Below are 12158 nucleotides of genomic sequence, written 5' to 3'. Positions count from 1 at the left end.
CGGACTCAGCCGGTCGGGGCGGCCGACCGGGCGGTGACCTGGCGGACCACGCCGAGCAGGGCCGCGTTGACCTCCTCCGGCCGTTCCATCATCAGCATGTGCCCGGCGCCGGGGCAGACGGTCAGCTCGGTGGCGGGCAGCGCCGCGGCGATCGACTCGGCGCACGGCGGCGGGGTGAGCCGGTCCCGGTCGCCGACCAGCGCGGCGGCCGGCAGGTGGGCGAGCGCGGCCAGCGTCTCCAGCCGGTGCTGCGCCCCGATGGAGGCCCGGAAGCCGCCGATCGAGCGCAGCGAGGCGCGGGCCACCGCGGAGGTGACCAGGCGGATGTCGGACGCATCGCAGCGGTCGCCGAAGAGCATCCAGCGGATGCTGGGGCGCAACGCGCGCAGCAACGCCCGCGGCGGCCGCCAGGACCCGCAGCGGGCCAGTACGCCGGCTCCGGTGGTCTCGGCCAACCGGATCAACCGGGCGATCCGGGGCGACAGGCCGTAGGCGGTGTGCGTGTGCCCCTCGGCGGTGGTGGCGACGAAGACCAGCCCGGCGACCCGGGCGGCGAAGTGCTCGGGGTGCCGGTGGGCGTACTCCATCACCGTCATGCCGCCCATCGAGTGCCCGACCAGCACCACCGGGCCGGTCGGCGCCACCTCGTCCAGCACCGCCGCCAGGTCGTCGCCGAGCTGGGCCAGGGTGGCGGTGGGCAGCGCCATGCAGCTGGAGCGGCCGTGCCCGCGGGCGTCGTAGGTGACCACCCGCACCGCCTCGCCGGCCGCCTCGCGCAGCGCGGCGAGCTGGCGGTGCCAGCTGCGCCCGTCCAGCGTCCAGCCGTGCAGCAGCACCACGGTGACCTCGGCGTCGGCCGGGCCGGTGCACTCCACGTGCAGGCGTACGTCGTCGGGTAGACGTAGGTCCAACTGCTCCGGCATCGCCACCTCCCCGGGCCGCACAGCTCCGCAACACCGGGGATACCCGGTGGTAACACCGGCTACCCGCCATGACACCACGCCAACCGCGCGGAAAGAAGATTCGCGACCGGGCGCCGTCGGGCGGCCGGCCCGAGCAAGCTGGGGGACATGCGGTCCCCGCGGACAACCCCGACCGGTACCGGCGGTGCCGGTGGTGCCTCCTGGGACGGCCGTCCGGCCGACGGGACGGCGCGTGCCGGTGGTGCCTCGCCGGAGGGCCGTCCGGCCGGCGGGACGGCGCGTGCCGGTGGTGCCTCGCCGGAGGGCCGCCCGGCCGGCGGGACGCCGCGCGCCGCGCTGGCCGAGCTGATGGCCGGCAACCGGCGGTTCGTCAGCGGCCAGCCGATCCACGGCCACGACGTGACCGCCGCGGCGGCCAGCGCCTCCGGCGACCAGCAGCCGTACGCGGTGGTGCTGGGCTGCATCGACTCGCGGGTGCCGCTGGAGGCGATCTTCGACCAGACCTTCGGCTCGATCTGTGTGATCCGCACCGGCGGGCACGTGCTGGACCGCGCGGTGCTCGGCTCGATCGAGTACGTCGTCGACGAACTGGGCGTACCGCTGGTGATGGTGCTCGGCCACGAGCGGTGCGGGGCGGTCGCCTCGGCGCTGGCCGCGGTGCGCGAGGGGCGGCGGCCCGGCGGCTCGCTGGCCCACCTGGTCGACCAGATCGCCCCCGCGGTGCGGGAGGTGGGCGTCGACGACCCCGGCGCGCACCCCATGGCGATCCGCCGCCACGTGCTCCGCACCGTGACCGCACTCCGCGCCGACGACCTCCTGGCCACCCCCGTGGCAGCGGGCCGGGTGGACGTAGTCGGCGCCCTCTACGACCTCTCCACCGCCCAGGTAACCCTCCTCAACCCCACCCCCTGACCCGTTGATCATGAGGTTGACGGCGAAGTCGATCTCGGAAACCGCCGCCAACCTCATGATCACCGGAAGGGGTGGGGGAGGGGGAGGACGCGGAAACGCCCGTCGGGGGTGCCGACGGGCGTTTCCGGGTGGTGCTTGGGGAGGCTCAGGCCTCGAAGACGCCGGCCTCGACGAGGCGCTTCTCGGTGGCGTCCCAGCCGTCGCCCGGGTGGGCGGCGTTGAGGGTGTTCAGCTCGGCCCGGATCTTGGCGGCGTGGCCGGCGGCGGCCAGCACCCGGATCTCCTCGATGAAGGCCTCGGAGTCGGTGCGCAGGTGCGCGGTCTTGCCGTTGGTCAGGTTCCGCACGTAGGCGTGCTTGCCGCCGTTGAGCGGGATGACGTACTTGAACTCGCCCAGCACGCTGAGGGCGCCACCCTGGCCAGCCTGGCCGGCCCGGACGGACGCGCGCGCGGTCTTAGAGGTGTTGCTCGCCACGGAGGTACTCCTTGCAAGACGTACGGGAGGACGGAACGTCCGGGGGCTGTGCGGGTGATGCCCGGAAGGGGCGTCGGCCCGCGGAAGATGTGCGCGGCACAGGCCGCCGATGGAACTGTACACGACCACGATCCCTGGCTGGTCATCGCGTTCGAGAGGCTCAACCGCGGTCACCCGTCCGGCTATTCCGGCGGCGAATTTTCCGATTCCCTGGCGCACCATCCGTCACACCAGTCATCATGTGTTCCAGTAGCCACTCGGATCGGCGAGGTCGTAGGGGAAGACGCACCTCGCACTCCGGGAGGTCACCGTGCCAACGCGTGGCGTCGTATACGTCCACTCGACCCCGCTCGCCGTGTGCTCACACGTCGAGTGGGCGATCGCGCGCGTCCTTGCCGCGCCGGTCGACCTGCAGTGGACGGCTCAGCCCGTCGATCCCGGCGCCCGCCGGGCCGAGTGCGGGTGGACCGGTCGTCCGGGGACGGGCGCCGAACTGGCTGCTGCCCTCCGGCAGTGGCCCATGATCCGTTTCGAGGTCACCGAGGAGCCGAGCCCCGGCGCCGACGGCGAACGCTTCATGTACGTACCGGGCCGGGGGCTGTTCCGGGCCACGGTCGGGGCGGCCGGTGACATCCAGCTCGGCGAGGACCGGCTGCGCAGCATCATGGCCGGCGCCCGGGCGCCGGAGGCGCTGGCGCACGCGCTGGACAAGGCCCTCGGCACCGCCTGGGACGCCGAACTGGAGCCCTACCGGTACGCCGGGGACGGCGCGCCGGTGACCCTGCTCACCCGGGTCGGCTGACCCCCGCGTGCGCCGGGGCTCCGCGCCCCGGCGCGGCGACGCCCGGCGGACCGGCGCGCGTAGGGTCGGGTTGCCCCGATAAGCGTCGAACTGGTGGGATGGCTCGCGTGTCGATATCTCCGCGACGTGCCGGCGTCGCGCTCGCCGCACTGACCGCACTGCTCCTCTCCGGCTGCGCCGACAAGCCGGACCGCCCCCGCCCCACCCCGGCGGCGAGCGGCTCCGCGCCGGCGGCGACGCCGACCGCCGTCCCCGCCGGGGACCCCGCCGCCCGGGCGGCCGCCCTGGTCGGCACGCTCACCGACGAGGACCTGGTCGGCCAGGTGCTGATGCCCTACGCGTACGGAGACGCGGCGACCAAGGTCTCGCCCGGCTCGGCGGCCGGCAACCGGGCGCTGGCCGGGGTGGACACCCCGGCCGAGATGGTCGCGAAGTACCGGCTCGGCGGGCTGATCCTGGTCGGCTTCAGCGCCGACGACCCGACCAGCGGCAACCAGGAGACCACCAACGTCGACAACCCGCGGCAGGTCCGCGAGCTGACCACCGGGCTGCGCGCGGCCGCCGGCAAGCTGCCCACCGGGGCGGCCCCGTTCCTGATCGGCACCGACCAGGAGTACGGCGTGGTCACCCGGATCACCGACGGGGTCACCCTGCTGCCCAGCGCGCTGGCCGCCGGCGCGGCCGGCGACCCGGCGCTGACCGAGGCCGCCTGGAGGGCCGCCGGCACCGAACTCGCCGCGATGGGCGTCAACCTGGACTTCGCCCCGGTCGCCGACGTGCTCGCCACCCGCAGCACGGTGATCGGCTCCCGGTCGTTCGGTGCCGATCCGCAGCGGGCCGCGGCGCAGGTCGGCGGCGCGGTGCGCGGCCTGCAGGGCGCGGGCGTGGCGGCCACCGTCAAGCACTTCCCGGGGCACGGCCACAGCGCCACCGACTCCCACAAGGACCTGCCGGTGCTCAAGCAGTCCCGGGCGGCGCTCGCCGCCGGGGCGTGGCCGCCGTTCACCGCCGGCATCGACGCGGGGGCGATGGCCGTGATGTCCGCCCACCTGGACGTACGGTCGGTCGACCCGGGTACCCCGGCCACCTTCTCGCACAAGCTGCTCACCGAGGTGCTCCGCGGCCAGCTCGGCTTCCAGGGCGTGGTGATCACCGACGGGATGAACATGGCCCCGGCCAAGCGCTGGTCGCCGGGGGAGGCCGCGGTACGGGCGCTCAAGGCCGGCAACGACCTGATCCTGATGCCGCCGAACGTCGGCCAGGCGTACGACGGGCTGCTCGCCGCCCTGCGCGACGGCTCGCTGCCCCGGGCCCGCCTGGTCGACGCGGTAACCCGGGTGCTGACCATGAAGTTCAAGCTGGCCGACCGGCCGGCCCCCGAGCTGTCCACGCTGGCCGCCCCGGCCCACCGCGAGGCGGCCCAGCGGCTGGCCGCGGCGGCCGTGACGGTGCTGCGCGGCACCTGCGGCGGCGGCGTCCGCGGCCCGGTGACGGTCACCTCCTCCGGCGGCCGCGACCACACCCGGGCGGCGCTGACCGAGGCGCTGACCGCGGCCGGGGTGAAGGTGGTGCCCCGCGGCGGGACGGTGGTGCACCTGGTCGGCTACGGCGACGGCGCCGGCGACCTGCGCGCCGACGCCGCCGTCACGGTGGCGATGGACACCCCGTACGTGCTGGGGAGCGCGAAGTCGCCGACGCTGCTGGCCACCTACTCGTCCAGCCGGGCGTCGATGACCGCGCTCGCCGGGGTGCTGGCCGGCAAGGCGCAGCCGTCCGGCCGGTCCCCGGTCAAGGTGCCCGGCCTGCCCGCCACCACCTGCGCCGCCTGAGCGGGGTCAGTCCCGGTTGATCCGGGCCGACTGCTTGACCAGCTGGTACGCCGGCAGCAGGTCCGCCGGATCCGGCGCGTCCAGGCTCAGCACGATCGGGCCGTAGAGGGACGCCAGGGCGATGGCCCGGTCCGGGTCACCGTCCTCGGTGTAGCTCGCCTCGACGGCGTCCAGCGTGCCGGCCCGGAGGCGCCGGTACTCCACCCCCGTCGCCTTCGGCGAGTACGCGCCGACGAAGTGCTTCAGGTGCTCCTCGGCACCGCCGGCGACCCCGTCGACCCGCCACACCCGCAGGAACCCCAGTTCGCCGGCCGGCCGGGAGTCGAGCTCGCACAGCAGGGTGGCGTTACCGACACCCAGGTCGCCGCCCTCGGCCGAGGGCTTCACGGCCTTGACCTTCCACCCCGCCGGCAGCGAGAAGGTGACCGGCAGCGCGCAGGGCGTGCCCTTGCCGCCCACCGGGACGCCGGCGGGTGCGGCGGCGACCTCGTCGTGCCAGGGCGGCCCGGGGACCACCGGTGATGCGGTGGTGCTCGGTGACGCCGACGGCGAGCCGCCGGCCGCCGGCTGGTCCTTGTCCTCGGCGCAGCCGGCGAGCGGGCCGAGGGTGAGCGCGGCCAGCAGGGCGGCGCGGGTACGTCGGTGCATGGTGTCCATCCCCCGTTGACAATCTTCAGCGGGCCTCATCAAAGCGGCACAGGCACCCGGCGTCAATCCCGTTCGCGTCCCGCCGTGGCGGGACGACCGGCACGCCGTACCGGGGGCCGGTCGGCCCCCGGTACGGCGCCGGTTCAGCCGGCCGCGCGCAGGGCGGCGACCAGCCACTCCACGGCCGGCACCGCGGGCTCGAACGGCGGCCGGCGGTTGAGCATGCCGATCAGCTGCCAGTACCGCTCCACCCGCCGGTCGGTGAACGCGGCGATCGAGTCGGCCAACGCCCGGCGCTGCCGCGGGGTGAGCGTCGGGTCCACCATCTCGTCCAGCACCGCCCGGCCCTCCGGCGAGGCGGGGTCGGTGCCGGCGGCCAGCGCCGCGCGCGCCAGCTCCAGCTTCGTCATCGGCTCCGGCGGGGGCGGCGTCGCGTCGCCGGCACCGGCCACCGCCATCTGGCGTACCCGGCGACGGAAGTCCGGGTCGGCCACCAGCTCGGCCAGCTCCAGCCAGGCGTCCACCTCCTCGTCGCTGGGCTCGTCCGGCAGGTCCGCGGGCAGCGCCCGCATGGCCTGCGCCAGCCGGGCCGCCGGGCCGTCGACGCCGGCGAACACCTCGGCCACGAAGTCGTCGATGATCTGCTGCCGCTCCCGTGCGGAGAGCCGGGCCAGGTCGTTCACGAGTCTCAACTCCTCGGTCGTACTGCCACGTCGGGTGACCGACCGCAACACCGCCCGGCGCAGCCGCAACGTCCGGATCTCCGCGTCCAGCGCCCGGGCGTGCGCCCGCGCCACGTCCCGGACGGTGCTCTGCCGGTCCACGATCCGGCGCGCGTCGTCCAGGCCGATCCCCAGCTCGCGCAGGGTGCGCAGCAGCTCCAGCCGGGCCACGGCGGCCGCGTCGTAGAGCCGGTAGCCGCCCGGCGAACGGCCGGTCGGCGGCAGCAGGTCGAGGTCGGACCAGAAGCGTATGGTCCGGACCGACAGGCCGGTCCGGCGGGCGAGCTGCCCGATGGTGAACAGTTCGGTGCGGTCGTCCACGCCGGTCAGCCTCCTGTCTCCAGCCGCTGGAGAGTCAACCCGGAAAACCGTTAGCGGTGGTGGGTCCGGGGTGACAGCCTCGCCGGCATGGGAACGGCACAGGGTTTCGGGTACGTGGAGCGGGCCGACGGCACGGTGGTGATCACCCACAACGGGCGGGCGGCCGGCACCCTGCGGGGCGGTCGGGCGGCGCAGTTCCTCGCCGAGGTCGAGGACGACCCGCAACTGGTGATGGCGCGGTGGACCGGCAACTACCGCCGGGGCAACGAGCGCACCGCGAAGCGCCACCCGCGCAACCAGGGCTGACCGACGCGAGCGCGGACCCGTACGGTACGGGCGGCGGTCGGAGCGCCGCTACAGCGGGATGTTGCCGTGCGCGCCCCGGGCGGCCGGCGCCGCGGCGAGCGCCTCGGCGATCCGGCGCCGGGTCTCCGCCGGCTTGATCACGTCGTCCACCACGCCGATCTCCAGCGCCCGGTTGACCCCGCCGGCCACCCGGACCTGCTCCTCGATCAGCTGGGCACGCAGCGCCTCCCGCTCCTCGGCGGGGGCGGCGGCCAGCTTCTTGCGGTGCAGGATGTTCACCGCCGCGCTGGCGCCCATCACCGCGACCTCCGCGTTGGGCCAGGCGAAGACCGCTGTCGCGCCGAGCGAGCGGGAGTTCATCGCGATGTACGCCCCGCCGTACGCCTTGCGGGTCACCAGGGTCACCCGCGGTACCACCGCCTCGGCGAAGGCGTGCAGCAGCTTCGCGCCGCGCCGGACCACGCCGTCCCACTCCTGGCCGAGGCCGGGCAGGTAGCCGGGGACGTCGACGAGCACGATCAGCGGCACCCCGAGCGAGTCGCACATCCGCACGAACCGGGCCGCCTTCTCGGCGCTGGAGGCGTCCAGGCAACCGCCGAGGCGCAGCGGGTTGTTGGCGATCACGCCGACCGTCCGGCCGGCGAACCGGCCGAGCGTGGTGACGATGTTCGGCGCCCACTTGGCGTGCAGTTCCACGCCGGGGGCGTCGAGCAGCGCCCGGACCACCGGCTTGACGTCGTACGCCCGGTTGGCCTCGGCCGGCATCCTCGCGGCCAGGTCGTGGCCCTCCCCGCCCTCGGCCGGCACGTCGTCCGGGCAGAGCCGGCCCTGGCGGCCCAGCAGCGCGGCGAGCCGGCGCGACTCGGCCAGCGCGGCCTCGTCGTCGGCGCACGTCACGTGCACCACGCCGGAGCGCCGGCCGTGCGGCTCGGGGCCGCCGAGGCGCTCCATGTCGACCTGCTCGCCGGTGACGCTGCGGACCACCTCGGGACCGGTCACGAAGATCCGGCCCGCGCCGCTCATCACCACGATGTCGGTCAGCGCGGGCCCGTACGCGGCGCCGCCGGCCGCCGGACCGAGCACCACGGAGATCTGCGGCACCCGGCCCGACGCCCGGACCATGGCGGCGAAGACCTGACCGACCGCGTCCAGCGCGACCACGCCCTCGGCCAGCCGGGCCCCGCCGGAGTGCCAGAGGCCGAGCACCGGGACCCGCTCCCGCACCGCCGTGTCGATCGCGTCGACGATGTGCCGGCACCCGTCGGTGCCCATCGCGCCACCCATCCGCGTGGCGTCGGTGGCGTACGCGACGGCCGGCGTGCCCTCGATCTCGCCCCGCGCCCAGAGCACGCCCGAGCCGTCCCGGGGCGCCAGCAGGCGCAGCGAGCCGGCGTCGAAGAGCGCCCGCAGCCGCACCTCGGGGTCGCGGTGGTCCACTGTCGAGGTGTCGGCGCCGACGGCGGTGCTGGTCACATCAGCCTCCCAGGCGGTGGGTCAGGCCCGCGCGAAGACGAGAGCCACGTTGTGGCCCCCGAAACCGAACGCGTTGTTCAACGCCGCGGGGATCTCCATGTGGCGCGCCTTGTGGGCGGCCACCTCCATGGTGAGGCCGTCGTCCGGGTCTTCGAGGTTGATGGTCGGAGGAACGACACCGTCCCGGATGGCCAGGATGGTGGCGATCGACTCCAGCGCCCCGGCCGCGCCGAGCAGGTGACCGGTCATCGACTTGGTCGCCGCCAGCACCGGGTGGTCGCCGAGCGCCTGGTGCAGCGCGCCGATCTCCAGCATGTCGCCGACCGGTGTCGAGGTGGCGTGGGCGTTGACGTGCACGATGTCGCGCTTGGCCACGTCCGCGTCGGCGATGGCCTTCGCGATCGCCCGGATCGCGCCCTCGCCCTCGGCGTGCGGCTGCACGATGTCGTACGCGTCGGAGGTGATCCCGGCCCCGGCGAGGCGCGCGTACACCCGGGCGCCCCGGGCGGCGGCGTGGTCGGCCCGCTCCAGCACCACCACCCCGGCGCCCTCACCGAGCACGAAGCCGTCCCGGCCCTTGTCCCACGGACGGGAGGCCCGCTCCGGCTCGTCGTTGCGGGTCGACATGGCCCGCATCGAGGCGAACCCGGCGATCGGCAGCGGGTGGATGACCGCCTCGGTGCCGCCGGCCACCACCACGTCGGCGCGGCCGGCGCGGATGATGTCCAGCCCCAGCGCGATCGCCTCCGCACCGGTCGCGCAGGCGCTGGCCACCGAGTGCACGCCGGCCTTGGCGCCGAGTTCCAGCCCGACCCAGGCGGCCGGACCGTTCGGCATCAGCATCGGCACGGTGTGCGGGGAGACCCGGCGCGGCCCGGACGACTCGAGGATGTCGTCCTGGGCGAGCAGGGTGGTGGCGCCGCCGATGCCGGAGCCGACGCTGACCGCCAGCCGCTCCGGGTCCAGCCCGGAGTCGGCCAGGCCGGCGTCCGCCCAGGCCTGCTTCGCCGCGATGATGGCGATCGCCTCGGACCGGTCCAGCCGGCGCAGCTTGACCCGCTCCAGCACCTCGGACGGCTCCACCGCGAGCTGCGCGGCGATCCGGACCGGCAGTTGTGCCGCCCACTCCTGGGTGAGCGCACCCACCCCGGAGCGGCCGGCGACCATGGCGTCCCAGGTCGACGCGACGTCCCCGCCGAGCGGGGTCGTCGCGCCGAGCCCGGTGACGACGACGTCGGGACGACTCATGATCAGGACTGCGCCTCGATGTAGCTGACGGCGTCCCCGACGGTCTTCAGGTTCTGCACCTCGTTGTCCGGGATCTTGACGCCGAACTTCTCCTCGGCCGCCACCACGACCTCCACCATGGAGAGCGAGTCGACGTCCAGGTCGTCGGTGAAGGACTTCCCCTCGGCCACGTCGTCCGGGTTCACCCCGGCAACCTCCTCGAGGATCTCGGCGAGGCCGGCGGTGATCTCGTCACGGGTCATTGCGGTTGGTTCCTCTCATCGGGGGATTCACTCGACGGCGGCGGCGCCGGCCGTCACTCCGGCGCTGGCGCGCCGGAGGGGTCTTCAGGGGCAGCGGACGACCTGACCGGCGTAGGTCAGGCCGCCGCCGAAGCCGAACAGCAGCACCGGGGCGCCGGAGGGCACCTCGCGCCGCTCGACCAGCTTGGACAGGGCCAGCGGCACGCTCGCCGCCGAGGTGTTGCCGGACTCGACGATGTCCTTGGCGATGATCGCGTCGGGGATGTTCAGCCGCTTGGCGATGCCGTCGATGATCCGGGCGTTGGCCTGGTGCGGCACGAACGCGGCCAGCTCGGCCGGGTCCACCCCGGCGCGTTCGCAGGCCCGCAGGGCCAGCGGCGCCAGCTCGGTGGTGGCCCAGCGGAACACCGCCTGCCCCTCCTGCTGGATGTACGGCCGCCAGCCCTCGATGCGGACCGCGTCGCTCTTCTCCGGCACCGAGCCCCAGACCACCGGGCCAACCCCGGCCGGTTCGCCCTCGGCGCCGGCGGTGACCACCGCGGCCCCCGCGCCGTCGCCGAAGATGATGCAGGTGGAGCGGTCCGTCCAGTCGGTGAAGTCGGAGAGCTTCTCGGCGCCGATGACGAGGGCGTTGCGCGAGGCGCCGGCCCGGATGGCGTGGTCGACCGTGCCCAGCGCGTACGCGAAGCCGGAGCAGGCCGTGTTGATGTCGTACGCCCCGGGCGCGGTGATGCCGAGCTTCGCGGCGACCCGGCAGGCCACGTTCGGGCTGCGGTCCACCGACGTGCAGGTGGCCACCACCACCAGGTCGATGTCGGCGGCGGTCAGCCCGGAGTTGGCCAGCGCCTTGCCGGCCGCGGCCGCGGCCATGTCGGCCACCGTCTCGCCGTCGGCGACCCGCCGGGTGACGATGCCGACCCGGTCCCGGATCCACTCGTCGCTGGTCTCCACGAGCTGGGCGATCTCGTCGTTGGTCACCACCCGGGAGGGCTGGTAGTGGCCCAGGGCGACGATGCGGCTTCCGGCAGCCATCAGTGCTGTCCTCCGATGCGGGCGAGCGGTTGGCCCGGGGCGACCGGGTCGTCGTGGTGGGCGAGCCACTCGGTGAGCAGGCCGCTGTCGTGGGCGGTCACCTCGACCGGCCCCTGCCGGGTGGCGACCTGGCCGATGACCTGACCGGCCCGGACCGACGCGCCCTCGGCGAGGCCCCCGGCGGGCGCGAAGGTGCCGGCGGAGGGGGCCACCACCACCCGGAACGAGATGGTCGGTTCGTGGCTCGGCGCCATCCCGTGCCGGGCGATCAGGTCCCGGGCGGCGGGCAGGTCGTCCGGGGTGTTCACGGTGACGATCTCCGGTGCGCCGGCGGCCTTGAGTTCCCGCTTGACCAGCCCGGCCAGCGTGCCGGCCGGGGGCAGCTCGATCACCCCGGTCACCCCGAGGTCGGCCAGCGTCCGCATGCACAGGTCCCAGCGGACCGGCGCGGTGACCTGCCGGACCAGCCGCTGCACCAGCTCCCGGCCGTGGTTGACAGCGGCCCCGTCGAGGTTGGACAGCAGGATCCGGTTCGGGTCGGCCGGGGTGATCCCGGCGGCCACCGCGGCCAGCGCCGACTCGGCCGGCGCCATGTAGGGGGTGTGGAACGCGCCGGCCACCTGGAGCCGGACGATCCGGGTCCGGGCCGGCGGCTCGGCGGCGAACTTGTCCAGGTTCTCCACCGCACCGGCGGCGACGACCTGGCCGGCGCCGTTGCGGTTGGCGGCGTGCAGGCCGTGCGCCTCGATCGCGGCGAGCACCTCGTCCGGGTCGCCGCCCAGCACGGCGGCCATCCCGGTGGGCTCCAGCGCGCAGGCGGCGGCCATCTCGCGGCCGCGCACCCCGGCCAGGGTGATCGCCGCCTCCGCCGGGAGCACCCCGGCCAGCGCCGCCGCGCCCAGTTCGCCGACGCTGTGCCCGGCGGTCAGCGCGACGTCGTGCATCGGCAGGTGCTCGCCGGCCAGCAGCGCCGCCGCGACCAGCAGCGGCTGGGTGCGGGCGGTGTCCTTGATCTCGTCGGCGTCGGCGGCGGTGCCCAGGTGCACCAGGTCGACCCCGGCCAGCGCCGACCACCAGCGCAGCCGCGCCTCGGCACCGGGCAGGTCGAGCCAGGGAGTCAGGAAGCCGGGTTTCTGCGAACCCTGGCCGGGAGAGAGTACGGCGAGCACGTCTACAGACTCTCCCGGATACGCGTGGGTAGCGCTGTGCCGACCGCCACCAAACC

The 12158-nt window shown here is 74.9% G+C and carries 13 protein-coding genes; 4 read left to right on the top strand and 9 right to left on the bottom strand.

The window, feature by feature from the left end:
- Window positions 1-5 precede the first annotated feature (5 nt).
- On the bottom strand, window positions 6-923 hold the full coding sequence (locus Q3W71_RS09075; RefSeq protein WP_302918876.1) for an alpha/beta fold hydrolase: 918 nt from the start codon (window positions 921-923) through the stop codon (window positions 6-8).
- 348 nt (window positions 924-1271) lie between these two features.
- On the opposite strand from Q3W71_RS09075, the gene Q3W71_RS09070 reads away from it, so the two are divergent.
- Complete coding sequence (locus Q3W71_RS09070) at window positions 1272-1835, top strand: carbonic anhydrase (protein WP_302919639.1); 564 nt, start codon at window positions 1272-1274, stop codon at window positions 1833-1835.
- A 145-nt stretch (window positions 1836-1980) separates the two neighbouring features.
- On the opposite strand, the gene Q3W71_RS09065 is transcribed toward Q3W71_RS09070, so the two are convergent.
- On the bottom strand, window positions 1981-2310 hold the full coding sequence (locus tag Q3W71_RS09065; RefSeq protein WP_088992546.1) for a hypothetical protein: 330 nt from the start codon (window positions 2308-2310) through the stop codon (window positions 1981-1983).
- A 310-nt stretch (window positions 2311-2620) separates the two neighbouring features.
- Between Q3W71_RS09065 and Q3W71_RS09060 the strand changes: the two genes are divergently transcribed.
- Window positions 2621-3112, top strand: coding sequence for a DUF3145 domain-containing protein (locus Q3W71_RS09060; protein ID WP_088992547.1), 492 nt, complete (start codon window positions 2621-2623; stop codon window positions 3110-3112).
- A gap of 98 nt (window positions 3113-3210) precedes the next feature.
- A complete protein-coding gene (locus Q3W71_RS09055; protein ID WP_302918875.1) occupies window positions 3211-4941 on the top strand; it encodes a glycoside hydrolase family 3 protein in 1731 nt (576 codons plus the stop codon).
- Between the two features lie 6 nt (window positions 4942-4947).
- Here Q3W71_RS09055 and Q3W71_RS09050 read toward each other — a convergent pair whose 3' ends face one another.
- On the bottom strand, window positions 4948-5589 hold the full coding sequence (locus Q3W71_RS09050; RefSeq protein WP_302918874.1) for a lipoprotein: 642 nt from the start codon (window positions 5587-5589) through the stop codon (window positions 4948-4950).
- A gap of 143 nt (window positions 5590-5732) precedes the next feature.
- Window positions 5733-6632 (bottom strand): MerR family transcriptional regulator, encoded by a 900-nt coding sequence (locus tag Q3W71_RS09045; RefSeq protein WP_302918873.1) that lies wholly within the window; start codon window positions 6630-6632, stop codon window positions 5733-5735.
- Between the two features lie 87 nt (window positions 6633-6719).
- Between Q3W71_RS09045 and Q3W71_RS09040 the strand changes: the two genes are divergently transcribed.
- Window positions 6720-6938, top strand: a complete 219-nt coding sequence (locus tag Q3W71_RS09040; protein ID WP_302918872.1) for a hypothetical protein — start codon at window positions 6720-6722, stop codon at window positions 6936-6938.
- Window positions 6939-6986: 48 nt separating this feature from the next.
- On the opposite strand, the gene Q3W71_RS09035 is transcribed toward Q3W71_RS09040, so the two are convergent.
- From Q3W71_RS09035 to Q3W71_RS09015, 5 genes are all read right to left on the bottom strand, one after another.
- Window positions 6987-8411, bottom strand: a complete 1425-nt coding sequence (locus tag Q3W71_RS09035) for an acyl-CoA carboxylase subunit beta (RefSeq protein ID WP_302918871.1) — start codon at window positions 8409-8411, stop codon at window positions 6987-6989.
- Between the two features lie 21 nt (window positions 8412-8432).
- Window positions 8433-9659 carry a beta-ketoacyl-ACP synthase II gene (fabF, locus tag Q3W71_RS09030; RefSeq protein ID WP_302918870.1) on the bottom strand — a complete coding sequence of 409 codons (1227 nt, stop codon included), beginning with the start codon at window positions 9657-9659 and terminating at the stop codon, window positions 8433-8435.
- A gap of 2 nt (window positions 9660-9661) precedes the next feature.
- Complete coding sequence (locus tag Q3W71_RS09025) at window positions 9662-9901, bottom strand: acyl carrier protein (protein ID WP_007072348.1); 240 nt, start codon at window positions 9899-9901, stop codon at window positions 9662-9664.
- A gap of 84 nt (window positions 9902-9985) precedes the next feature.
- Window positions 9986-10933, bottom strand: coding sequence for a beta-ketoacyl-ACP synthase III (locus tag Q3W71_RS09020; protein WP_302918869.1), 948 nt, complete (start codon window positions 10931-10933; stop codon window positions 9986-9988).
- Window positions 10933-12102, bottom strand: a complete 1170-nt coding sequence (locus Q3W71_RS09015) for an acyltransferase domain-containing protein (protein ID WP_302918868.1) — start codon at window positions 12100-12102, stop codon at window positions 10933-10935. Before Q3W71_RS09015 ends, Q3W71_RS09020 begins: the two co-directional genes overlap by 1 nt.
- Window positions 12103-12158: the final 56 nt, after the last annotated feature.

Source organism: Micromonospora sp. C28SCA-DRY-2, from assembly GCF_030519475.1.
Taxonomy (GTDB): Bacteria; Actinomycetota; Actinomycetes; order Mycobacteriales; family Micromonosporaceae; genus Micromonospora.
The sequence above is the reverse complement of the archived record's forward strand: the minus strand, read 5'-3'. Positions and strand labels throughout refer to the sequence as shown.